The sequence below is a fragment of the Carboxylicivirga marina genome (assembly GCF_016612505.1).
In the GTDB taxonomy this organism is placed as follows: Bacteria; Bacteroidota; Bacteroidia; order Bacteroidales; family Marinilabiliaceae; genus Carboxylicivirga; species Carboxylicivirga marina.
In genome coordinates this window covers 24,657-47,073 of the sequence record NZ_JAENRR010000002.1, presented here as the reverse complement: position 1 = coordinate 47,073, position 22,417 = coordinate 24,657, and the positions used below count along the sequence as shown (strand labels likewise).

20 protein-coding genes are annotated in these 22,417 nt (G+C 38.9%); 9 read left to right on the top strand and 11 right to left on the bottom strand.

What is annotated here, in order from left to right; all coding sequences use genetic code 11:
* Positions 1 to 4: 4 nt before the first annotated feature.
* The 6 genes from JIV24_RS01190 to metG all read right to left on the bottom strand — a co-directional run bounded on the left by JIV24_RS01190 (position 5) and on the right by metG (position 9,712).
* Positions 5 to 1,906 carry a transglutaminase domain-containing protein gene (locus tag JIV24_RS01190; RefSeq protein WP_200463167.1) on the bottom strand — a complete coding sequence of 634 codons (1,902 nt, stop codon included), beginning with the start codon at positions 1,904 to 1,906 and terminating at the stop codon, positions 5 to 7.
* Positions 1,907 to 2,175: 269 nt separating this feature from the next.
* Positions 2,176 to 4,332 (bottom strand): methylmalonyl-CoA mutase, encoded by a 2,157-nt coding sequence (gene scpA / locus JIV24_RS01185; protein WP_200463166.1) that lies wholly within the window; start codon positions 4,330 to 4,332, stop codon positions 2,176 to 2,178.
* A 34-nt stretch (positions 4,333 to 4,366) separates the two neighbouring features.
* Positions 4,367 to 4,738: a four helix bundle protein gene (locus tag JIV24_RS01180; RefSeq protein WP_200463165.1), complete on the bottom strand. Its 372-nt coding sequence runs from the start codon at positions 4,736 to 4,738 to the stop codon at positions 4,367 to 4,369.
* Positions 4,739 to 4,794: 56 nt separating this feature from the next.
* Complete coding sequence (gene mutA, locus JIV24_RS01175) at positions 4,795 to 6,666, bottom strand: methylmalonyl-CoA mutase small subunit (protein WP_200463164.1); 1,872 nt, start codon at positions 6,664 to 6,666, stop codon at positions 4,795 to 4,797.
* A 196-nt stretch (positions 6,667 to 6,862) separates the two neighbouring features.
* The gene (locus tag JIV24_RS01170; RefSeq protein ID WP_200463163.1) at positions 6,863 to 7,312 is read right to left on the bottom strand and encodes a DMT family transporter; all 450 of its coding nucleotides are present in this window, start codon (positions 7,310 to 7,312) and stop codon (positions 6,863 to 6,865) included.
* Positions 7,313 to 7,669: 357 nt separating this feature from the next.
* Positions 7,670 to 9,712 (bottom strand): methionine--tRNA ligase, encoded by a 2,043-nt coding sequence (gene metG / locus JIV24_RS01165; RefSeq protein WP_200463162.1) that lies wholly within the window; start codon positions 9,710 to 9,712, stop codon positions 7,670 to 7,672.
* A 191-nt stretch (positions 9,713 to 9,903) separates the two neighbouring features.
* On the opposite strand from metG, the gene JIV24_RS01160 reads away from it, so the two are divergent.
* The 7 genes from JIV24_RS01160 to JIV24_RS01130 all read left to right on the top strand — a co-directional run bounded on the left by JIV24_RS01160 (position 9,904) and on the right by JIV24_RS01130 (position 14,326).
* On the top strand, positions 9,904 to 10,806 hold the full coding sequence (locus JIV24_RS01160; RefSeq protein WP_200463161.1) for a S66 peptidase family protein: 903 nt from the start codon (positions 9,904 to 9,906) through the stop codon (positions 10,804 to 10,806).
* 3 nt (positions 10,807 to 10,809) lie between these two features.
* Positions 10,810 to 11,172, top strand: coding sequence for a YraN family protein (locus JIV24_RS01155; protein WP_200463160.1), 363 nt, complete (start codon positions 10,810 to 10,812; stop codon positions 11,170 to 11,172).
* Positions 11,173 to 11,268: 96 nt separating this feature from the next.
* Positions 11,269 to 11,619: an MmcQ/YjbR family DNA-binding protein gene (locus JIV24_RS01150; RefSeq protein ID WP_200463159.1), complete on the top strand. Its 351-nt coding sequence runs from the start codon at positions 11,269 to 11,271 to the stop codon at positions 11,617 to 11,619.
* A gap of 35 nt (positions 11,620 to 11,654) precedes the next feature.
* Entirely contained in the window at positions 11,655 to 12,008 is a 354-nt protein-coding gene (locus JIV24_RS01145) for a four helix bundle protein (RefSeq protein WP_200463158.1), read from the top strand.
* A gap of 46 nt (positions 12,009 to 12,054) precedes the next feature.
* Complete coding sequence (locus JIV24_RS01140) at positions 12,055 to 12,636, top strand: DUF502 domain-containing protein (protein WP_200463157.1); 582 nt, start codon at positions 12,055 to 12,057, stop codon at positions 12,634 to 12,636.
* On the top strand, positions 12,637 to 13,104 hold the full coding sequence (locus tag JIV24_RS01135) for a septal ring lytic transglycosylase RlpA family protein (protein WP_200463156.1): 468 nt from the start codon (positions 12,637 to 12,639) through the stop codon (positions 13,102 to 13,104). It abuts the gene before it with no gap.
* Positions 13,105 to 13,450: 346 nt separating this feature from the next.
* Entirely contained in the window at positions 13,451 to 14,326 is an 876-nt protein-coding gene (locus JIV24_RS01130) for a tetratricopeptide repeat protein (protein ID WP_200463155.1), read from the top strand.
* 74 nt (positions 14,327 to 14,400) lie between these two features.
* Here JIV24_RS01130 and JIV24_RS01125 read toward each other — a convergent pair whose 3' ends face one another.
* Both JIV24_RS01125 and JIV24_RS01120 read right to left on the bottom strand, forming a co-directional pair.
* Positions 14,401 to 15,852 (bottom strand): DUF5723 family protein, encoded by a 1,452-nt coding sequence (locus tag JIV24_RS01125; protein ID WP_200463154.1) that lies wholly within the window; start codon positions 15,850 to 15,852, stop codon positions 14,401 to 14,403.
* Positions 15,853 to 16,482, bottom strand: a complete 630-nt coding sequence (locus JIV24_RS01120) for a hypothetical protein (protein WP_200463153.1) — start codon at positions 16,480 to 16,482, stop codon at positions 15,853 to 15,855.
* A 217-nt stretch (positions 16,483 to 16,699) separates the two neighbouring features.
* Here JIV24_RS01120 and JIV24_RS01115 point away from each other — a divergent pair, with 217 nt between their 5' ends.
* On the top strand, positions 16,700 to 18,679 hold the full coding sequence (locus JIV24_RS01115) for a thioredoxin domain-containing protein (RefSeq protein ID WP_200463152.1): 1,980 nt from the start codon (positions 16,700 to 16,702) through the stop codon (positions 18,677 to 18,679).
* Positions 18,680 to 18,792: 113 nt separating this feature from the next.
* Here the strand turns inward: JIV24_RS01115 and JIV24_RS01110 are convergent, their stop codons facing one another.
* The 3 genes from JIV24_RS01110 to JIV24_RS01100 form a co-directional block, all read right to left on the bottom strand.
* Entirely contained in the window at positions 18,793 to 20,259 is a 1,467-nt protein-coding gene (locus JIV24_RS01110; protein ID WP_200463151.1) for a M56 family metallopeptidase, read from the bottom strand.
* A gap of 94 nt (positions 20,260 to 20,353) precedes the next feature.
* The gene (locus tag JIV24_RS01105; RefSeq protein WP_200463150.1) at positions 20,354 to 20,728 is read right to left on the bottom strand and encodes a BlaI/MecI/CopY family transcriptional regulator; all 375 of its coding nucleotides are present in this window, start codon (positions 20,726 to 20,728) and stop codon (positions 20,354 to 20,356) included.
* A 62-nt stretch (positions 20,729 to 20,790) separates the two neighbouring features.
* Positions 20,791 to 21,366, bottom strand: coding sequence for a flavodoxin family protein (locus JIV24_RS01100; protein ID WP_200463149.1), 576 nt, complete (start codon positions 21,364 to 21,366; stop codon positions 20,791 to 20,793).
* Positions 21,367 to 21,501: 135 nt separating this feature from the next.
* On the opposite strand from JIV24_RS01100, the gene JIV24_RS01095 reads away from it, so the two are divergent.
* On the top strand, positions 21,502 to 22,410 hold the full coding sequence (locus JIV24_RS01095; protein WP_200463148.1) for a porin family protein: 909 nt from the start codon (positions 21,502 to 21,504) through the stop codon (positions 22,408 to 22,410).
* Positions 22,411 to 22,417: the final 7 nt, after the last annotated feature.

The following is a 22,417-nucleotide window of genomic DNA, read 5'->3' as shown; positions in this document are numbered from 1 at the left end:
GTATTTATAGTTTTTTAAGAATAATCTGGTCGTTATAGAATGTATTGAGCTGTTCTACAAGTGTATTCCATTTCTCAAATTGATTAGGTAAAATCAAACCATTATTTACCGTTACCTGATTTGTATAGGTTATTGTTTTGCCATTTGATTGCATACCAACATTAACCGATATTTCCCCATCACAGAATTTGACCTCTTCGGGCAGATAACTCAACTTATAGCCTTTGGGTATAGTAAGCGTCTTAATGGTTTTTGATTTAACCTTTTTACCAAATGAGAAAGTACTTTTTCGATTTTTATCAATATTGGCTCCACTCATTCGTTGATCCCAGTCGAGCCCAATAAATAATTCGTTGTCAAACTCACTAATTCTATTCGCTAAATTATAGTTATAACTTAGCTCAAGTGGCTTATCTCTATCTGATTCTGGTGTATTATTGATTTGCACAATATCCTCATTAGTGGATTCAGAAACAGACAAGTAATCAAATAAATCACTTTTATCTTCTACTTTTGTATTGTTTGAGAGGTAGAGTATATCCTTTTTTGTTTCTCCATTGACAAGCAAAGTACCATTACCTATAAGATTATTGCTTTCAATACGTATGCTTTCAGTTCGCAGCAACAAATTATTATCTGCACTATGAATAGGAACATGCCTGCGTAAAAAGTTCTCACCATCTTCTATCAACATCTCCTTCCCCTGAATTCGTTCGGCATTTTTACCTAAAGCAATATATTTTTCTGTTGCATCCAATACATACATCTTCTCACCCACAAAAGCAGTACATATCATATGATTGTCAACTCCTAATGATGGTATATCGTAATTATAAGGTATTTTACTGGTACCTATCCATGTCAAGCGTGCATCAATGCCTGCTAATTGCAACATTGACTTTGTAAGTATTGCCATTCCTTTGCAATCACCATAGCGGTTGTTGTATACATTTTGAGGGGTATCTGGTTTAAAACCCGCAATACCATCTTCAAATGCAATGTATTTTATATTTTCCTGCACCCAATAGTAGATCTTTTTAATCTTCTCCTCTTCACTCTTTTCATCGGCTGTTAATTTTTCAACTAAAGTGCTATATGGCGAATTATCAATTTCCACTTGTTGAGCAAGGCTATGATACCAATTGTACAAATCATTAACATTGCCAATAACTGCCCTCTTGTTACCATCAGCCATATAGCTTTTGGTCACAACAACAATATGCGGAGCATGGTACAAAATACCCTGAGAGCTATCTTCGTCTTTCAACTCCTTTAATTGTTCACAATTAAATCGAATCACTGAGATTCCATCCTTATCTTCCTCTGTGCGGGTAATATTATAGCCTTCAAAGTTCATTTCAATCAATTCAACGTCAACACCATGAGGGATATGAAATGATATTTCTCGTTTATGCACTGGCTCTGAGTCATGAATAAACACCTTAGTGAGGTACTTAGGGTCTTTATAAAGGCAAGTAGAACGGAAAGTTACTTCTGTTGATTCATACAACATATCAAAACTAAAATGACCAACCTTAGCATCAGAATAAAAGATATCGTCTACCTCATAATTACCATATACTTTATTGTATTTCAGTATTCCCCGCCCTGATGAATACTTTGCTGATCCATGTGTAAGATCAACATTATTGTTGTAATACACATTCTTATAGTATTTAAGATTGCTCTCTAGTGAAATAAGATCTGTTTGTTCCTTTTGTTCTACTTGCAAGCCAATACTCGTGATGTTAAATATATACTGAGAATTATAATCCGAAGAAACAATCTTAGCTTCAGGATATAGTGTTTTTAGTTGCTCTGCCTTCTCAGGGTTAGTGTATCGTTTTTGTGCCAATACACCAACATGCATCACCATCAATGCCAGTATTATAAAGTTCTTAGTCATTCTGAATGGGTATTATGAATAATTAGCTTAAAACTATACGCACTCAGGTTATTTATGTTTCATAATTAAGGCTAATGTCTAAACGGATTAAAAGCATCTTGTATGTGAGTTGATCACATGCAAGATGCTTTTTTCGAGGGCAAAAATAATTTTTGGGTACAGAGCAACAAGAAGTGCGCTTGAGGTAAAACAAAAGCCACCCCAAAATGAGGTGGCTTTCTTATATCCCATACACAGTGCACTATACACCATGCGCTATAACCATTTCATTATTCTGCAGCTTGCTCCATTAATAAGTTCAAGATGTCAGAACCTGCTTTGGCAACTGATGTACCAGGACCGAAGATTGCAACAGCACCTGCGTTATAAAGGAAATCGTAATCCTGTGCCGGAATAACACCACCACAAATAACCATAATATCCTCGCGACCCAGCTCCTTCAATTCAGCAATAATTTGGGGAACTAAAGTCTTATGACCGGCAGCTAACGACGATACACCTACTACGTGTACATCATTTTCAACAGCTTGCTTAGCGGCTTCAGCTGGGGTTTGGAACAATGGTCCCATATCTACATCAAAACCAATATCGGCATAACCTGTTGCTACTACTTTAGCACCACGGTCGTGTCCATCCTGACCCATCTTCGCAATCATAATACGAGGCTGGCGTCCTTCTTTTTCAGCAAATTGCTTCGCTAATTCTGTGGCTTTTGCAAACTCTTTGTCGTCTGCTGCTTCTGCGCTATACACTCCTTTAATTGATCTGATTACTGCATTATATCTACCTACAATCTTCTCACAAGCGTCAGAGATTTCACCTAATGAAGCACGTTTTTGAGCAGCATCAACGGCTAACTCAAGTAAGTTACCTTCACCTGTTTCAACAGCTTTAGTAATAGCAGCCAATGCAGCTTGTACTTCATCTTCATTACGGTTAGCACGCAAAGCTCCTAAACGCTCAATTTGTGAACGACGTACTTCCATGTTATCCACATCTAAGATGTCAATAGGATCTTCTTTCTCCAGACGATATTTGTTAGTACCTACGATGGTTTGAGTCTTTGCATCGATTTTAGCCTGAGTACGAGCTGCAGCCTCTTCAATACGCATCTTTGGAATACCTGACTCAATAGCCTTAGCCATACCACCTAAGGACTCAATCTCCTGAATGTGCGCCCAGGCCTTTTCTACAAGTTCGTTAGTCAAGGACTCAACGTAGTATGAACCAGCCCATGGATCAACAGCCTTACAGATTTGTGTTTCATCCTGAATGAAAATCTGTGTATTACGAGCAATACGAGCAGAGAAGTCAGTTGGCAAAGCAATTGCCTCATCTAAGGCATTGGTGTGTAACGACTGTGTGTGACCAAGGGCAGCTCCCATTGCCTCAACACAAGTACGACCAACGTTGTTAAACGGATCCTGCTCAGTTAATGACCACCCTGAAGTCTGTGAGTGCGTACGTAACGCCAAAGACTTAGGATTTTTAGGATTGAATTGCTTCACAATCTTCGCCCATAGCATACGACCGGCACGCATCTTGGCAATCTCCATAAAGTGGTTCATACCAATGGCCCAGAAGAATGATAAACGAGGTGCAAAAGCATCAATATCTAATCCTGCCTGAGTACCAGCACGAAGGTATTCTAAACCATCGGCTAGAGTATATGCTAACTCAATATCAGCGGTAGCACCTGCTTCTTGCATGTGGTATCCTGAGATAGAAATTGAGTTAAACTTAGGCATCTTCTGTGAAGTATATTCAAAGATGTCGGCAATGACCTTCATCGAGAATTTAGGTGGATAGATGTAAGTATTACGCACCATGAACTCCTTCAAGATGTCGTTCTGTATAGTACCAGCCATCTGCTCCAGCTTAACACCTTGCTCTAAACCAGCTACGATGTAGAATGCCATTACCGGCAATACAGCACCGTTCATAGTCATGGATACAGACATTTTATCCAATGGAATTCCATCGAATAACACGTTCATATCAAGGATAGAGTCAATAGCTACACCAGCTTTACCCACATCACCTTCTACACGTTCGTGGTCTGAATCATAACCACGGTGTGTCGCCAAGTCAAAGGCAACAGATAAACCTTTCTGACCAGCAGCCAGGTTACGACGGTAAAATGCATTTGATTCCTCTGCAGTAGAGAATCCTGCATACTGACGAACCGTCCATGGACGCATCGCATACATCATTGAGTAAGGTCCGCGCAAATACGGAGGTAAACCTGCAGCATAATTCAAATGCTCCATACCTTCTAAATCGTCCTTACTATATACTGGTTTAACAGGAATTTGCTCTGGTGTTACCCAGTCTTTTTTAACCCCGTGTTTTTGTTCCCAAGCCTTGGTATCCTTGCTACCACATGGCTTAGATTTAATATCTATGTTATTAAATTTTGGTCTCATTTTTTAGATTTTTAGATGTTTAGACAATAGACGATTAGATATTATCTGCCAGAATTTTACTGTCAAATGAAGAAATCATCTTTTGAACTTCATCAATTTTATTTAGATATTCATCTAAAGTAGATTCTGAGATAAACGTAAGATCAAAAGAAAGATATAACTGTGTTTCAAGCTCTAAAGCTGAACTATAAGCAATCTCCAGGAAACGACTAAACTCCTTACTCGTTTTCCTACCAGAACCTTCAGCAATATTAGAAGGAATTGATATTGAAGCACGCCTCATTTGGCTCACTAATCCATACAGTTCGGATTTAGGAAATTTAGATGTAAGCTGATAGATGTCTTTCACAAGAGCTCTACCTTTCTGCCAAATCTGTAATTCCTTAAAGTTATGCTTCCTTTTCATTGCTAATCAATTATTCTTTCAATGGTCTTAAGTCTAAAAGTCTATAGTCTCAAAGTCTATTTTTCTAGAACCATCTCGTTAAAGCCTTGCAATGTCTCCAATACATTTGAACGAACATTCACAAAGTTGGTGATACCTTTCGCTTTTAGCTCATCGGCACAAGCAGGAGCTCCTGCAATTACTAATGGCGTATCGCCTAATAATTCCTTAGCTTTTGGAGCTGCTTCAGCATATTCGTCATCGGCACTACAAAGTACAACGATGTCGGCATTAGCTGCTTTAGCTGCTTCAACACCAGCCTCGATAGTTTCGAAACCTAGGTTATCCTGAATTTCGTAACCAGCACATCCGAAGAAGTTACCCGAAAACTGAGAGCGTGCTAAACGCATGGCTAAGTTTCCGTATGTCAACATAAATACTTTTGGACGCTTCGTTGCATTCTCAGTTGCTAAACGTAGCTCTTCAAAATCCTGAGCACCGCGGAACAAGTTGATTGGTTCAACTTCTTTTCCTTCACCACAACAACAAGCCGACTTAACTAATTTCTTAGCATCGATAACATCAGAGATAATTTCACCTGTATTAGGGAACTGGTTTGTTCCTAATAGGTTTTCGCGACGAGTAGCAACGGCTTTACGACGTTTTTCAGCTGTTTCTTTCACAAGACCTTGAATAAAGCCTTCTTTCATTGCAGCAATAAAACCACCTTTGTCTTCTACCTCAACAAATAATGCCCAAGCTTCCTCAGCCATGCTATTTGTAAGGTTTTCGATATAATATGAACCCGCTGATGGGTCTACAATCTTTTCGAAGTGAGATTCTTCTTTCAACAATAACTGTTGGTTACGTGCAATACGCTCTGAAATATCATCCGACTCTTTATATAAAGTATCGTATGGCTGAACAGTTAACGACTGCGTTCCACCTAAAGTAGCAGACATTGCCTCAGTTTGAGTACGAAGCATGTTTACGTTTGGATCGAAAATAGTCTTGTTCCAGTCTGAAGTTTCAGAATGAACATGCATCTTGCAAACCTCAACACCAGTTGGTTTATAAGCTTCAACAATTTTAGCCCATAACATACGACCAGCACGTAGTTTAGCAATTTCCATAAAGTAATTACCACTTACACCCAAGTTAAACTTAATGTTGGCTGCTACATCGTTAATAGCCATGCCACGCTCAGTTAACTGCGTTAAGTACTCATTACCCATAGCCAAGCCGAAAGCTAACTCCTGCACGATAGATGCACCGGCGTTGTTGAAATGACGAGCATTAACACCTACAGTTTTAAACTGTGGAAAGTTCTTAGCTACTTCGGCCACTTCTTTAACTTTGTCTAGCGCTTTTTCAGTTTCGCAACATGCTTTTCCATTGATGGTTAAATCACCAATCGGGTCAAAGTTGATAGAACCCTTAACCTCAGCATGTGTACGGTTCATCTTGTTAAGAACAGCAACAACAGCATCCACTAACTCCTTGTTTCCGCAACAAGCGTTGAAGTTAATTTCTACATCGTCAGAAATAATGTTCTTTAATAAAGCCTCAATGTTAGCTTCTGAAATTAGCGCTTTGTCTTCAATAACAAATCCGATACTGTCAACACCTTTGGTAAGGACAGTTAATGCTTTTTCGTTGGCCGCTTTTACGTCTTTTACAACGATATCCTGACGTACGAACCATTTGTTCGACTTAGCATTGTTACCGCGAACATACGGGAACTCGCCAGGCTGGCTTTCAAGATAGGTTAATGATTCAAGGTCTTCAGAACGATAGAAAGGCTGTACGTTGAATCCTTCATTGGTTCTCCATACCAGCTTTTTCTCAAAGTCTGCTCCCTTTAGGTCTGCCGTGATTTTATCCATCCACTCTTGAGTAGATACTTTCGGAAAATCACTAAATAACAGTTGATTTGTTTTATCTGCCATAATGTAACTGTTTGTTTTTTCCAAGGCGCAAAAATAAACCTTTTGTTGATATTAAATAGATATTTTAACTGTTTTTAATAGTGTTGTAAAGCATGATAATCAATAACATATGCAAGTATCTTCATGCATGACATGTATTACATGCTCCAACTTGTACTTACTCAGTTAGTTATTAACGCTAAATTTCTCTAATAAATTAAAATCGTTGGACTAGTAAAACGCCAATAATCAACAAAACAATACCAATAATTCGACCTGGAGATACTGCGTGAACGGCCACATTAAAGAGTCCGTAATGATCAATGACCGAAGCTACAATCATCTGACCACCAATGGATGCACCTAACATGGTTGCAACTCCAATTTTAGGAATAAGGATAATGGCTGAACTGACATAGATGGCGCCTATGATGCCGCCAATAAAAAGATATAAAGGCATTTCAGCAATCAAAGCTTTCGATGGTAATTCGGTTCGCATAACTATGTTTAATGCAAACAAAGTAATTGTGCCAACGAAGAAACTGACAAAAGCAGCCTGTGTAGGACTTTTTAAAATACCACCCAGTTGCGAATTGATGCTGCCTTGCACCGCCAATAAACCACCTATTATTAATGCAATGCCAGTAAGAATATATTTTAGATACATATAATGCAGGTTGTTTTTTGCGCAGTGCAAGTTACGTGAATAAACACAGAGACGCAAAGCTAATTTAAGAAGGGCCAAGAGAGGTGAGTTGATTTACATGACGAATTAAACTTAACGCTGAGACGCAGAGTTTTTTTTATTGTAGAGAACCTCATATAAGTGTTGAAGGCCTTATTGCAATTGGTAGAATATCAATCAATTCAATTGCATTTATAAAACTCGGTGCCTTTGCGATTATGCGTTCAAATAAAAAAATCGCACCTAAAAAGATACGATTCTATATTTTATTCGGACTGCAAACTTCGTGCTAAATATTTCGTTCATCATCCGCCTTCCGTCCTCTGTCACACGTCTTCTCTACCTTACTTCTGATCCTTCTTTAACCGCATTAGCAGGTGCAACAAATTCTAACTTCCCTGTCGCATCTTCAGCCATTAAAATCATGCCTTGTGATTCGATTCCACGGATTTTACGAGGAGCCAGATTCACCAATATACTCACTTGTTTGCCAATAATATCTTCAGGTTTAAAGAACTCGGCAATACCCGATACAACAGTGCGCTGATCGATACCAGTATCTACTTTCAACTGGAGTAACTTCTTCGTCTTAGCCACTTTCTCAGCCTCAACAATGGTTCCAACACGGATATCCATCTTCACGAAATCATCAAACTCAATGTTTTCTTTGGCAGGAGCTGCAGTTTTATTAGCTGCTTCATTATCAATCTTAGTTTGCTCTAATTTATCCAATTGACTCTGAATGGTTTCATCTTCGATTTTTTCGAACAACAACTCAGGTTTGTTTACCATGTGACCTTCAGCCAAGAAATCCAATTTACCAGAATCGGCCCATGTTAAGCCTCCCAGATTTAGCATGGTCTGCATCTTCTTAGCGGTAAATGGCAAGAAAGGTTCAATCAAAATAGAAACATTTGCCGTAATCTGTAGCGCAATATTCATAATGGTTTTCACTCGCTCCGGGTCGGTCTTCATAAGTTTCCACGGCTCCATATCGGCCAGGTACTTATTACCTAAACGCGATAGATTGATGGCTTCTTTCACAGCTTCACGGAACTTGAAGTTGTCTAAAGCATCTTCTACTTTCTTAACTAAAGCAGGAATCTCATTTAAGGTTTCCTTGTCGTAGTCGGTTAATTCACCCTGTGCCGGAACAGCTCCATCGTAATACTTGTGTGTTAATACAATGGCGCGATTGACGAAGTTACCTAAAATAGCTACTAACTCGTTGTTGTTACGTGCCTGAAAGTCCTTCCAGGTAAAATCGTTGTCTTTTGTTTCAGGTGCATTGGCCGTTAAAGTATAACGCAATACATCCTGCTTATCTTTAAAGTCTACCAAATACTCATGCAACCACACAGCCCAGTTACGTGAAGTTGAAATCTTATCACCTTCAAGGTTTAAGAATTCGTTAGCTGGTACATTCTCTGGTAAGATGTAGCTTCCCTCAGCCTTCAACATCGATGGGAACACGATACAGTGGAACACGATGTTATCTTTTCCAATAAAATGTAACATACGCGAGTCTTCACTCTTCCAGTACTTTTCCCACTCAGGCGTTAATTCTTTTGTAGCCGAAATATAACCAATAGGCGCATCAAACCATACGTAAAGCACTTTGCCATCAGCACCTTCAACAGGAACAGGCACACCCCAGTCTAAATCACGACTTACGGCACGTGGCTGTAATCCAAGGTCAATCCATGACTTACACTGACCGTATACATTCGATTTCCATTCTTTATGTCCGTCGAGAATCCATTCTTTTAAAAATGGCTCGTGCTTATCCAAAGGTAGGTACCAGTGTTTCGTTGATTTTACAACAGGCTTACTACCAGAAACAACCGAACGTGGGTCAATCAAGTCAGTAGCATTTAATGAAGTCCCACAGCTTTCGCACTGGTCGCCATAAGCGCCTTCGCTTTTACAATGTGGGCAAGTACCAGTAATGTAGCGATCGGCCAAGAACTGCTTAGCTTCTTCATCGTAATACTGTTCCGATTCCTTCTCAATAAACTCGCCTTTGTCGTAGAGGGTCTTAAAAAACTCTGAAGCTGTTTCGTAATGTGTTTTGCTTGTGGTGCGCGAATACACATCAAATGAGATACCGAATTTCTCAAAAGAATCTTTGATGATGCCATGAAATTTATCCACCACATCTTGTGGCGTGATACCTTCATTTTTAGCCTTTAATGTAATGGGTACACCATGCTCATCTGATCCTCCAATCAATACAACATCTTCCTTTTTTAATCGAAGGTAACGCACATAAATATCAGCTGGGACATATACACCCGCTAAGTGACCAATATGAACAGGACCATTGGCATAGGGCAACGCAGTGGTTACCAACGTTCTTTTAAAATCTCCGGCTTGCTTCATTCTGCTTGAATTATTTTTTGGTTCGTTGAGAACCCGATATTCTATGGTTTATTTTAATTGCGCAAAGATATGCAAAGTAATTTATTATAGAAGTACGATAAAAGACATAAGATTTAAGCATCAAGGCACAACACGATTTTCGTTTTAGAGATTATCTTGATACTTTTATCTTAAATCTTGATACTTCTGTTATGATATTCCCCAAATCTCTCGAAAAAGGCTCTACAATAGGCATAGTTGCTCCGGCAGGAAAGATAGAAGCTGAAACCATTCATTTTGCTGAAAAGTTCTTTCATAAAAGAGCTTACAAAGTGGTACTTGGTGAAAATGTGTGTAATTCGTTTCATCAGTTTGCCGGTAATGACGAACACCGTGCTGCCGACCTACAACACATGTTGAACAGTCCTGAAATTGATGCTATTTTTTGTGCTCGCGGCGGTTATGGCACTATTCGTATTATCGACCAGATTGACTTTACACATTTCCTGGAATATCCTAAGTGGCTTGTGGGCTATAGTGATATAACCGTGCTACATGCAGCTCTTCAAAATAAAGCAGGTGTTGCTTCCATCCATGGGCCCATGCCAAAAAACTTCCCAGACAAAGCAGATGATGAAGAAGATATGGAAGCACTTTTTGATTTGTTACATGGCCAATTTCCCGATTATTCGATAAAACCAAATGAGAATAACCGCAATGGTGAAGCTGAAGGAATATTGATAGGGGGTAATTTAGCTCTTATTTATGCTTTGCGTGCTACACCTCTGGATACAAATCCGCATGGAAAAATCCTTTTCATTGAAGACATTGGCGAATACTTATATAGTGTGGACCGAATGATGCAAAACCTGAAACTTAGTGGTTTCTTAAAAGAACTTAGCGGAATAATCGTAGGAGATTTTACAGATATGAAAGACAATGATGATCCTTATGGTCAAACGGCTTTTGAAATTGTTAAGGAGGCTGTTGCTGAATATGATTATCCGGTGATGATGGGCTTCCCGGCAGGGCACGACCATCTGAACCTGCCATTGGTATTTGGTAAGCGAGTAAGCATGAAAGTAGCATCTGATTGTTGCCAATTAACTTTCTAAACCATGGCCGACCACAATGAACTGGGCAAAACGGGTGAAGCCATTGCGGCCGACTATCTGGAGCAAAAAGGTTTTGAAATATTGGAACGCAACTGGCAATACAACCATAAAGAGATTGATCTGATTGCCCTGCATGACGATTATCTGGTGGTGATCGAAGTTAAAACCCGAACCACAGACGGTTGGGAGAACCCAAAAGAAGCCATAACCAACAGTAAGATTCGTTTTATTGTTGAAGCAACAGAGGCTTACATCAATGAGATGGACATTGAAAACGAAGTGCGCTTTGATGTGGTAACACTAATTCCTGATGGAGACGATTGGAACATTGAACACATTGATGAGGCGTTTCATCCGAGTTTGTAAGGCAAAAGTTTGAAGATAGAAATTCACCTTCTGCTATTAAAACAAACTCTCATCTCTACTATTTCACTATATTTCCAACCATTAAATCACAATCATATGAATATCGAAGAATTTAGAGAGTATTGCATTGCCAAACCGGCTGTAACGGAAGAGTTCCCGTTTGATGAAGTAACATTGGTTTTTAAAGTTGCTGGAAAAATGTTTGCTCTCACCAGTCTGGATAAGGAGTTTTATATGAATTTGAAGTGTGAACCTGAACGTGCCATTGAACTACGTGAAAAACATACGGCCATTAAACCTGGTTGGCACATGAACAAAAAGCACTGGAACTCTGTATATGCTGATGGTACATTAAAAGATGATCTCATCAGAGAATTGATTGATCACTCTTATGAATTGATCGTTAAAAGTTTGACTAAGAAAGTAAGGGAAGAAAACGACTTATAGACACGAGACGAAAGACATAAGATAAAAGACTTAAAATGCATAATTTCAGAGAACTTAAGGTTTGGCAAAAAGCCAGACACCTTGTTAAAGACATTTATCTACTAGCTAAAGATTTACCAGAAGAAGAGAAGTTTGGACTTATTAGCCAAATGCGACGAGCTTCGGTTTCAATCCCTTCAAATATTGCGGAAGGAACTGGGCGAAGAACAGATAAGGAGTTTGGGCGTTTTCTTGACATTGCTATAGGTTCAGCGTATGAGTTAGAAACTCAATTAATGCTTTGTTTTGATTTAGACTTTATCACTGACGATACATTCAATGAGCTTGAGATAAAAGTTCAGGAGATAGAAAGAATGATTAGTGCATTAAGAGAAAGACTAAGCCAATAACAAGTTTATCTTTTATCTTGCGTCTTATGTCTTTAATCTTAATTAAATGAAAAAACTCGCTAAATACTTTTTCCAGGGATTATTATATGTAGTTCCTTTAGGCGTTACAATCTATGTTCTTGTCTTTGCATTTATTTGGCTCGATGGCTTGTTGCTCGACTTAGAAATATTTCAGCATGAGCCATACGCACAATTCAACTTTCCGGGATTAGGATTATTAGTTATTCTATTATTAATAACACTAATCGGCTTTATTGGTCAGAAGCTGATAACTGCTCCCATAGAAAACCGCTTTGAGCGAGGATTAAAAAAAGCGCCCCTCATTAAAGTTATCTATTCATCAGTTAAAGACTTACTTTCAGCCTTTGTTGGTAAAGAGCGCAAGTTTGAAAAGCCGGTATTGGTGACACTCGATAAGGAAGGCATTCTGCAGCGACTTGGATTTATCACCTCATCTGACCTTAATGAATTAGGCGTTAAAGATAAAATTGCTGTATATCTGCCTAGCTCTTATGGTATATTGGGCGAACTGTATGTTATTCCATCTGATCATGTGAAACCCATTGATGCACATCCGGCTGATGTGATGAAATTTATAGTTTCAGGCGGTGTTACAAAAGTGAAATAGATGCGATTACTCCTGATAATATTACTTGTTATAACCTCTAAATTATATGCACAGGAGTTTGAACAAATTGGCAAGGCTTCTTATTACGCTGATAAGTTTGAAGGTCGTCGCACAGCCAATGGAGACACCTTTAGCAACTCATGTTTAACAGCTGCTCACAAAACACTCCCGTTTGGAACGAAGCTAGTTGTCACCAATATGGCAAATAACAAGCAGGTTATTGTCACCATTAATGACCGGGGTCCTTTTATTAAAGGTCGCATTATCGATGTGAGCCAAACAGCTGCCAATAAACTTGACTTTATTAATCAGGGCATTACTGAGGTAAGAATTGAAAAGGCGCATAAGCCGATTGATGAAGATGAGTTGCTACAAGCATTAATGACACTTTCTGTTAATATTAAGACACCAGTTGATTTTGCGTATCTTTCTAAAAAGCTGCATCTTAAACAAATACCCAAGCGCTAATAATTGATAACCACCTCTCTTTTCTTGGCGAAGTTCTCCTCCTATAAAAAAGTGAAGAAAGATATACAGCTTGTAAGCCAAAGCTCTTCTTCTACAAACTCCCCCATCGCCTTCGGCACTTCCCCCTGAAAAGGAGAAGATTTGATTTACAGCTTAATATAACAGTAAACCTTCAACTCATTCTCAACTCATAAACTCTAAACCCAAACTCTTATCCTCAACATTTAAACTAATAAACTCACTTCACTTTCAACTCATCTCCTATCTTATGTCTTGCGTCTTATAAAATTGTTCGGCACAGCTTTTGATTGTATCTTCGCCTTTTAAACACCAAAACACGATTAAGATGAAAAAAGTAATTATCATATTAACAGCTGCCATATTGGTAGCTTGTAACCCAACAGCCAAACTGCCAAGCCTTCAAACTGGTGCTGATGCTGCCTTTGAGCAGGCCGATTATAATACCGCTTACACCATGTACTCCGAGTACATTAATCTGGCAAATGCAAATGGCGTTGAAGTGAGCAATGAACTATATCTGAAACAGGCGCAAAGCTGTGCTCAACTTGACAAAGTCGATGAAGCGGCCAGTATTTATAGCGAACTTTTAAAAGATGATGGCAACATCAAATTAGTTGCTGAGTATGCACAGATGCTGCAGAGCAATGCTAAAGTAGATGAAGAAATTGCTCTTTGGACCAATAATGCCGAACGAATTACTGACAACAAACTGGCTAAGCTAAAAACCGAGCGTCTGGTATTCCTTAATTCATCGAAAGAGGATTACGCAGCTGTGATGGATGCGTATACCAATAAAGGCGATGCTACCTTATCGAAAGAAGCACAATTGGAATACATTAAAGCTCTCGAAGCTTCTAAAAAAGGTTCTGCTGCTGTAAAAGCCTGTAATGCACTGATTAAAGCTAATCCGGATTATAAAGCCGCGTTGGACTGGAAAGCCAAGTATTATTATGAAAAAGCCGAGAAGCGATACAAGTATGAGATGGCAAAGTACAACAAGAACAAAAACGCCACTACTTATGCTTATCTGCGTCGGGATTTAAAAAAGGTATCGGCAGATTTCCGTATTGCGCGCGACACACTATTAAAGCTTCGTAAGATGGAACCAACGAATAAATCGTATATCAGATATTTAAAAAATACTTACTTGCGACTAGACCAAAAAGACAAGGCAGCTCAGTTGGATAAGTTGCTTAAGTAATTTTTTTGAAACATATTTCAAACCTGTCAGGTCTCTATGTCCTGACAGGTTTTTTTGTGTCTTCAGGATTCAACTCACCTCTTTCTTCTTCCCTCCCCTTTGTACGGACTGTGGTAACATGGCAAGGCACTGATGCCATTTTTCGATTGCTGCTCTTTTACTTTGCGTTCGCTGCAACGTGGCACAAAACTCACGCCAAAGCGCAGGTTCAGATTTCGCTGATTCTCAACCTTTAGAAAACCAAACAGATTATCAGCTGCTGCATGCAAATGAACAGCTCCCAATTTAACACCCAGCCCAGCACCAATATTAAAGTAATCGCCATTAATAGCAGTATAAGAAACAGAAGCATTCAATCTTTTATAATCGTAAGTATTGGCTGAGAGCGTAAAAGCTGGCATGACTTTATTACGCTGAATACGGCTGTAAAATACTGCTCCGCCATTAATATGATTATTCAGTTTATGGCTTGCTCCCAAATAAATTTCCGGAGTTAGCCTAGTACTAAAGCCTCCATCATCAGGTATTGGTAAAAACTGGTGCCTTAGGCTATCATTTAATTCCTGCGCATAATCACCGCTATTAAAATCGGTTGATGAATCGGTACCTGTAAATTCAAAAACGCCATCTGATACAAAAGTATTGAGTTCTGTACGCCACCCTATTAAACCTAAGTTAAGCAGGCTTCCCGAGAACGTTGTTTTTTCATCGTAATGATAGATAAAGCCAAAATCGAAGCCTACACCCAGGTTCTTGCTGTTCATCATGTATTGCATCCAGTCAATGTCTTCGCGTAATTCAACATTTTCGACATAACCTTCATCATCTAACTCAACATCTATGGGTAATGAAGTTTTAATTTTTGTATCTAAATCGATTAATAAACCAAAATTATTGGCATTGGCCGAGAGCCCGCCTTGTGTACGAGGTGTGTACAGGCTTCCTTTTCCGAACAACAATTTGGCATGCATACCCAGAGTCAGACGATCAGACACCGAACGAGCTATGCCTAAAGCGTATTCTCTAAAATGCATACCATTAAGACGCAAACCATCAATTGAAGCCTCTCGGCCAACAAACGGCGTATTACCATACCAAGCCAGTTCGGCCACGGCTTTAGGAACCGTATTATATGATGTTACTTTTTCACTGATAGATAGTGTTATCCAATTATTTTTTACCCAAAAGCCAGCATACAGTGGTGTGTAATGAACTGTTGATTGCACAATCTCGGTATTATTTAGATTGCCAATAATCTGATCGAAATTAAAATAGCTGGAATCAACAGAGCTGTCATAGCGCAACCCTTCATTCAACGAAAAAGCACTGTTGTTATAATTAGCATGTACCGATGAGAGCCCGGGAAAGCCAACAATCCATTTACATTGGTAACTAACGGCAGGATTAACATAGTTGGCTTGTGGTACATCGTGCATTAAAAATAGCGTGAGGTTTTGTTGTGCCATTATCGGCTTGACACAAACAAGCAGCATTATGAGAAGGATATATTGGTATGCTTTCTGCATCTACAAATTATTAATGCTATAATCAATTTGTGCTTGTACCCCAACGGCTGTATTGATGCTATATTCTTCAAAGCTATTAACAACCGGGTCGGTTAATAACAGACCGTTAACCTCTGCTTTAATTATTAACTGTTCAGCATAAAGTAGTTCATCAATCTGCTCATCACTCAAGAATAACTGGTATGGATAAGTATCCGTATGCTTTTCTCTGGTGACTTTTCCATCTGCATCTATGTCTGCCGCTAATACATGTATTGGCTCTGGTGTTAATGCAATAGCATACCCCATCAGATCAATATAGAACAGCTCCACAGCCATATTAGCCGGATAACGATTTGTGATATCAAACTGCAGCATCAGCGTAACAATATATTTTCGTTCGCTAATCGACGACTGCAGATTAAAATATACTGTATCTGTTTCATGCCAATTTACTTCTTCAGCATCAAGCGGATTGGGCAAGGATATAGGTAAATCATTGACATCATCATATTGTACTAGCAACTTACCCAGAGGCAATGACAGATTAGGCTTATACTCAAGCTCTTCAGATATTTTATCAACATCTAAACTTGTGCATGACAACATACCAATGATAATTAGTAAATATATTAATGAACGTTGAAGCATCGATATATCTTTTTACAACTAAGAGAGCTATTAATCAAACCAATTGGAAGACGAAATTATTGCCCGCTTAGTTGGTAAGGTAACAAAATATTTGCGCATTTACTGAACTACAAGATTCTTTCACTGTTGTGCTACTATGAAAAAGCTTGCAAAACTTGTAACGATAATATTCTTAATTACAAGCTATAGCTGCACCTCATCTCAAAACAGATCAAACATGCACACCAACGCCTTAATCAACGAAACAAGCCCTTATTTGCTTCAACATGCTCACAACCCGGTTAACTGGTATCCATGGAATGAAGAAGCCTTACAAAAGGCCAAAACCGAAAATAAATTATTGCTGATTAGTGTGGGTTATTCGGCCTGCCATTGGTGCCATGTAATGGAACACGAATCGTTTGAAAATGAAGAAGTCGCATCAATTATGAATGAGCACTTCATCTGCATAAAAGTCGATCGTGAAGAACGACCTGATGTGGATAAAATATACATGGAGGCAGTGCAAATGCTGACCGGAAGAGGCGGTTGGCCGCTTAACTGTTTTGCATTGCCCGATGGACGACCTGTGTGGGGAGGCACATATTTTCAGAAACAACAATGGCTACAAGTGCTGAATCAACTGGCTGAGCTAAATAAAAACGGCAAAGAGAAATTGCAACAACAAGCAGATGCATTGATGCAAGGCATTCAACAATTAGAGATGCCATTGGCTGACAATACGGATGCGCCTGACATATACAAAGCAATACAAAACAGCAGTAAACGCTTTGATACAAAATTTGGTGGTTTTGGCGAAGCTCCGAAGTTTCCGATGCCCGTATCTCTTAATCTCATTCATCAAATTGGCAGCTTGCAAAACGATTCTGAACTGTTGTCATTCCTTTACCTTACACTCGATCACATGGCATCGGGTGGAATATATGATCAGGTTGGCGGTGGCTTTGCACGGTATTCGGTCGATGAACGATGGTTTGCTCCCCATTTCGAAAAGATGTTGTATGATAATGCTCAACTCATTTCGTTATACAGTAATGCCTATAAAACAAGTCGCAATGAATTATACAAACGTATTGTGGATGAAACAATACAATTTGTTGAGCAAGAATTAACAGCTCCCGAAGGCATTTTTTACTCTGCCTTAGACGCAGACAGCGAAGGTGAAGAGGGTGAGTTTTACATTTGGAAATATCTGGAATTAAAAGAAGTTATTGGAGATGACGAGCATTTCTTTAGCTATTTCAACATCAAAGAAAATGGGAATTGGGAAATGGGCAAGAACATCTTACATGGTGAAATAAGCAGAAACCAATACGCCGAACTACACCAGCTTGACTGTGAAATCTTCGAAACACAAATAGATGCAGCACTTGACAAGCTTTATGATGTTCGTAAAAACCGCATTAGACCGGAATTAGATGACAAAGCATTAACCTCATGGAACGCATTGATGATTAAAGGTCTGTGTGATACCTACCAGGCTCTTGGTGAAGAAAAACATCTGCATATGGCAGAAAAAGCAATGCAATATCTGATCAAGCAAGTCAAACAAGATGATGGTCATTTATTACGAACCAGTAAAAACGGCATTAGCAAAATTGATGCTTTTCTGGATGATTATGCCTTTATGATAGAAGCACTCATCAGTTTATACGAAGTGACCTTTAACGAATTTTACCTCAACGAAGCCCAAAAACTGACACACTATACCATTGATAACTTTTATAACTCAACAGCACAAGTGTTTTACTACACATCAAAGAGTGGCGAACAATTGATTGCCCGCAAAACCGATGTGCAGGATAATGTGATTCCCTCATCGGTGGGTGCCATGGCCAATAATCTGATTCGATTACACCAATTGTATCACCTGCCCGAATTTGAAGAAATAGCCAATGTACTGATTCAAAAAATGTACAAGCTGGCTGCCGAACATCCGACATACTATGCACAATGGGCTTTATTAACGCACCTACAAAATGAGCGTCAGGAAATGGTGATTACTGGTGAACAGGCTATTCATTACAGAACAGAACTGCAAAAGCAACTACGGCCAGGTGTGGTTTATGCTGGCTCTGTCGATGCAACATCTGAGCTTGAAATACTGAAAGACCGTTACAAGGAAGGAGTAACTTTGATTTACAAATGCAGAAATAAAACATGTGAGTTACCGGTGGAAAGTCCACGGAATTTATAAAGCGGTATCATTATCCACGAAGACTCAATGTTCGCTAAGAAATCAGTGACATAAACCAGAACATGCGACCTATCAGTTGATAAATCGCATGTTACTATAGGTATTTACATTTATTAGTTTGAAGCTACTGGAGTAGCTTTGCCATTTTTATCAACAACAATTGAAGCAATTGAACCATCGTCATTAAAAATAATATCAACACCTTTTTCTTTGTTAGCTTTTATCATTTGAGCTTGCTCTTCAGGTGTATATTTCTTTTTATTCTTCTCTCTTTGTTGCTTAATATCATCACCTCCATTTAACGAGAAATTAATCGGTACAGTATAACTCACATTTACAGCTTTTCCTCTTTGTTTGCCAGGTATCCATTGTGGCATTGATGATACCACACGAACGGCTTCATCATCCAAAATGGAATGTCCACTGCTACGGGCCACTTTTACATCCCTTACATAGCCATCATCAGCGACTATAAATGAGATATATGCACGTCCGAATGCTCCGGCTGCTTGTGCTTCTAACGGATACTTAACTCCTGTAGCAATAAACATACGAAGTGCCTGTTCGCCTTTTTCAAATTCACCTTTGGGGAATTCAGGCATTTCTTCAACAACAAAGAATACAGGCCCACTTGCCTTAAGCTGCGCATTGGTATTTTCAATGGCTTCCTTAATTTCGGCTTCTTCTTGCGTCATTTCCGGTTCTACATCACGTAATTCGCAGGCAAATAACACCGCAACCATGGATATAGTAACAATGGAAAACACCGATTTTAAACTAAATAATTTTTGAATTTTATCTTTCTTCATCATGGTAAATCGTTTTTTAGTAAGCGACTGGTTGAAGTTATTCACCGGCAGCAGGCGGGTACCCGTGGCCTGAAACAACAACAACTCTTTGTAACTTTTAGCTGAATAACCTTTTTTGAGCACCTGCTTATCAGCCTGAAACTCGTGTAGCTCTTTTAACAAACTGCGCAAGAACCACGCAAAAGGGTTGAACCATTGAACTATGAGCAGCACTTCGAGCAAAAGCACATCCCAACTATGCTTTAGCTTAACGTGTGTGAGTTCATGAATCATAATCTGTTCCAGCTCCTTATCGGAGTAGCGCGACTGATTAACAAACACCACATGAAAGAATGAAAAAGGATTGAACTGACCGGGCAAGTCAGCCACTTTATAACCCTCATAACTAACCAGTTTTACTTTACCGGCCAATCCGCCCAATCGGATAAAGCCAAAAAGCAAGCGCACTAGTAAGCCAATACAACCAACAATGTATAACCATTTAAACGCCGATGACTGGGCTACAACCGGCACTACAACCGCCTTAGTGTTTTGGGCATAAACAGTAATGGCTTCAATCACATTACCAACATACACTTCGCCTTCAGGAGCAATTGTTCGATAGACAACAAATGTCAGAATAGGTGCAATTGTTGCTACCAACAGGGACAATAACAGGTAAAAACGATTAAATTTAAATGTTGGTTCGGCATGCAAAACCAAACGGTAAAATGCCGTTAGTAAGCCAAGTATAATAGCCGATTCAAATAAATAATTGACGATTAGATCCATAGCGCTAGTTATTTAAGTTGATGGGAAATAGTTGTGAATTGATGATAATTATAGTGAGTCAGGTAATCGTATACTTCGTCACTACATCATCAAATCATTCCTTTTCCCTATCCAAATCTTTCTTTACATCATTCAGTAATTCCTCTAATTGCTCAATATCCATTTTGTCTTCTTTGGCAAAAAAGGACACCATGTTTTTAAACGAATCCTGAAAATAGTTCGACATAAAGCGCTTCATAAAGGCTTTTTTATAAATCTCCTTTGAGACTATTGGAAAATACTCATACCCCTTGCCCAACTTTTCATGGTCGACAAATCCTTTGTTCTCGAGAATACGTACAATGGTAGATACGGTATTGTATGCCGGTTTGGGTTCCGGCATGAGTTCTATGATGCTTTTTACATTGGTTTTGCCCAATTCCCAAAGTTTTTGCATCACTTGTTCTTCTGCTTTTGTTAGTTCTTTCATTCTATTCAACTAAAACGTTAGTTCAAATATAGGACTAAAATATAAGTCTCAAAACTTTTCCACTATTTTTTTAGTTGAATTGGACTTTTATAAGATTCCTCCATCAAAATTTTATCGATAAAGTCACGTAATACATCGTGCCGCTTAATTAGTTCTTCGGCCTCATCTTCATCGTATGCCTTAACGGTTACAGCATCGATAAACTCAACTCCTAAAGCCTTAAATATGCGTCTAAATTGCTCAATGGTCATATCACAATCACCCACTCCAGAGCCAGCAGGAAGCAATAATCCCGCGCGTTTACCATACAGTTTTTTATTAGCAAAATAGGGTCTGAATCGATCAATCATCAGTTTGGTTTGCGCAGAAGGGCCAAACCAGTAGATAGGTGTTCCAAAAATAATAACGTCGGCCCATTCCATGGTATTGTACAATAGCATCATGCCATCTTTTTGTGAACATTCCATGGCGTCACTCTTGCAGTCTCTACAATCGAGACAAGGTTGAATTTTATGATGATAAAGAAAATAGGTTCTGCATTCGACACCTTTGCCCTTTAAACGTTTTGATAATGTACCGGCCATGGTGGCAGTATTTCCATTACTTCGAGGACTTCCTATAAATATAGCGACATGCATAAGGTTAAAATTTAGTTATAACATACAAGATACTAATGTTTTAAATCTTTATCCATTATAAAGGATAAAATTCGCTGTAACAAATAATCGAAGATGCGCGTCCTACTTCTGAAAATGAAATAAAAGACTATGGCTATGAAAAAGATATTTACGATAATAACCCTAAGTATTATTTGCGTTCTATCAACAAGCAATATATTAGCACAAGAGAAAACAAAAAGCATTGTTACAGTTGAAGAAAAGCATGGCAAAAGCATTGTGAAGGCACCTGGTGTAAAAGTTGAAGTGGATGAATTTAATGATACCATCACCAAAATAACGATAGGCACACGACGCTTCGAAATAATCGAAGATTACAACCGGGCACGCGTTCGTATGGTAAGAGTGCCTCGCGAAAAATTTAAAGGGCACTGGGCAGGCTGCGACATCGGTTTTAACGGCTACCTCACTGCTGATTTCTCAACAGATATTCCCGCTGAAGATAACTGGATGGATTTAAATGCCTCCAAATCGGTTACCTTCAGTATTAATTTTTTACAGTACAATATTGGATTACAGCGTCATAAAAATAATTTCGGAATGGTACTGGGTGCCGGATGGACTTTTTATAACTACCGAACCGATTTGCCTTATACCTTTGAGCGCGATCCTAATACCGGAGAGACAATTGGTGTACCTGTAGATCCGGCACGAAGCGTTGAAAAAAACAAAATAACCGCATCGTTTATTAATATTCCGCTATTGTTTGAATGGCAAATACCAGCTTCGGAACCATTCCACCGTTTTTATATTTCAGCAGGACCTTATTGTGGATTTAAGCTGGGCAGCCATACCAAAATAGTATACAAAGAAGATGGTGATCGCAGCAAAGACAAAGGCCGTGGTGATATTAATCTTACACCGTTTCAATATGGTGCCATGGTGCGACTGGGTTACCGCTTTATCAACCTATATGCCTCGTATAACTTCTCAACATTTTATACCGAGAACAGAGGCCCTGAACTGTATCCTTTTACAATTGGATTATCACTTGTTCAATTTTAAAAAACTA

What these genes read in the sequence shown, in the direction of transcription:
- JIV24_RS01190 (WP_200463167.1), bottom strand. Translation starts at nt 1,906, where the DNA reads ATGACTAAGAACTTTATAATACTGGCATTGATGGTGATGCATGTTGGT.
- scpA (WP_200463166.1), bottom strand. Translation starts at nt 4,332, where the DNA reads ATGAGACCAAAATTTAATAACATAGATATTAAATCTAAGCCATGTGGT.
- JIV24_RS01180 (WP_200463165.1), bottom strand. Translation starts at nt 4,738, where the DNA reads ATGAAAAGGAAGCATAACTTTAAGGAATTACAGATTTGGCAGAAAGGT.
- mutA (WP_200463164.1), bottom strand. Translation starts at nt 6,666, where the DNA reads ATGGCAGATAAAACAAATCAACTGTTATTTAGTGATTTTCCGAAAGTA.
- JIV24_RS01170 (WP_200463163.1), bottom strand. Translation starts at nt 7,312, where the DNA reads ATGTATCTAAAATATATTCTTACTGGCATTGCATTAATAATAGGTGGT.
- metG (WP_200463162.1), bottom strand. Translation starts at nt 9,712, where the DNA reads ATGAAGCAAGCCGGAGATTTTAAAAGAACGTTGGTAACCACTGCGTTG.
- JIV24_RS01160 (WP_200463161.1), top strand. Translation starts at nt 9,904, where the DNA reads ATGATATTCCCCAAATCTCTCGAAAAAGGCTCTACAATAGGCATAGTT.
- JIV24_RS01155 (WP_200463160.1), top strand. Translation starts at nt 10,810, where the DNA reads ATGGCCGACCACAATGAACTGGGCAAAACGGGTGAAGCCATTGCGGCC.
- JIV24_RS01150 (WP_200463159.1), top strand. Translation starts at nt 11,269, where the DNA reads ATGAATATCGAAGAATTTAGAGAGTATTGCATTGCCAAACCGGCTGTA.
- JIV24_RS01145 (WP_200463158.1), top strand. Translation starts at nt 11,655, where the DNA reads ATGCATAATTTCAGAGAACTTAAGGTTTGGCAAAAAGCCAGACACCTT.
- JIV24_RS01140 (WP_200463157.1), top strand. Translation starts at nt 12,055, where the DNA reads ATGAAAAAACTCGCTAAATACTTTTTCCAGGGATTATTATATGTAGTT.
- JIV24_RS01135 (WP_200463156.1), top strand. Translation starts at nt 12,637, where the DNA reads ATGCGATTACTCCTGATAATATTACTTGTTATAACCTCTAAATTATAT.
- JIV24_RS01130 (WP_200463155.1), top strand. Translation starts at nt 13,451, where the DNA reads ATGAAAAAAGTAATTATCATATTAACAGCTGCCATATTGGTAGCTTGT.
- JIV24_RS01125 (WP_200463154.1), bottom strand. Translation starts at nt 15,852, where the DNA reads ATGCAGAAAGCATACCAATATATCCTTCTCATAATGCTGCTTGTTTGT.
- JIV24_RS01120 (WP_200463153.1), bottom strand. Translation starts at nt 16,482, where the DNA reads ATGCTTCAACGTTCATTAATATATTTACTAATTATCATTGGTATGTTG.
- JIV24_RS01115 (WP_200463152.1), top strand. Translation starts at nt 16,700, where the DNA reads ATGCACACCAACGCCTTAATCAACGAAACAAGCCCTTATTTGCTTCAA.
- JIV24_RS01110 (WP_200463151.1), bottom strand. Translation starts at nt 20,259, where the DNA reads ATGGATCTAATCGTCAATTATTTATTTGAATCGGCTATTATACTTGGC.
- JIV24_RS01105 (WP_200463150.1), bottom strand. Translation starts at nt 20,728, where the DNA reads ATGAAAGAACTAACAAAAGCAGAAGAACAAGTGATGCAAAAACTTTGG.
- JIV24_RS01100 (WP_200463149.1), bottom strand. Translation starts at nt 21,366, where the DNA reads ATGCATGTCGCTATATTTATAGGAAGTCCTCGAAGTAATGGAAATACT.
- JIV24_RS01095 (WP_200463148.1), top strand. Translation starts at nt 21,502, where the DNA reads ATGAAAAAGATATTTACGATAATAACCCTAAGTATTATTTGCGTTCTA.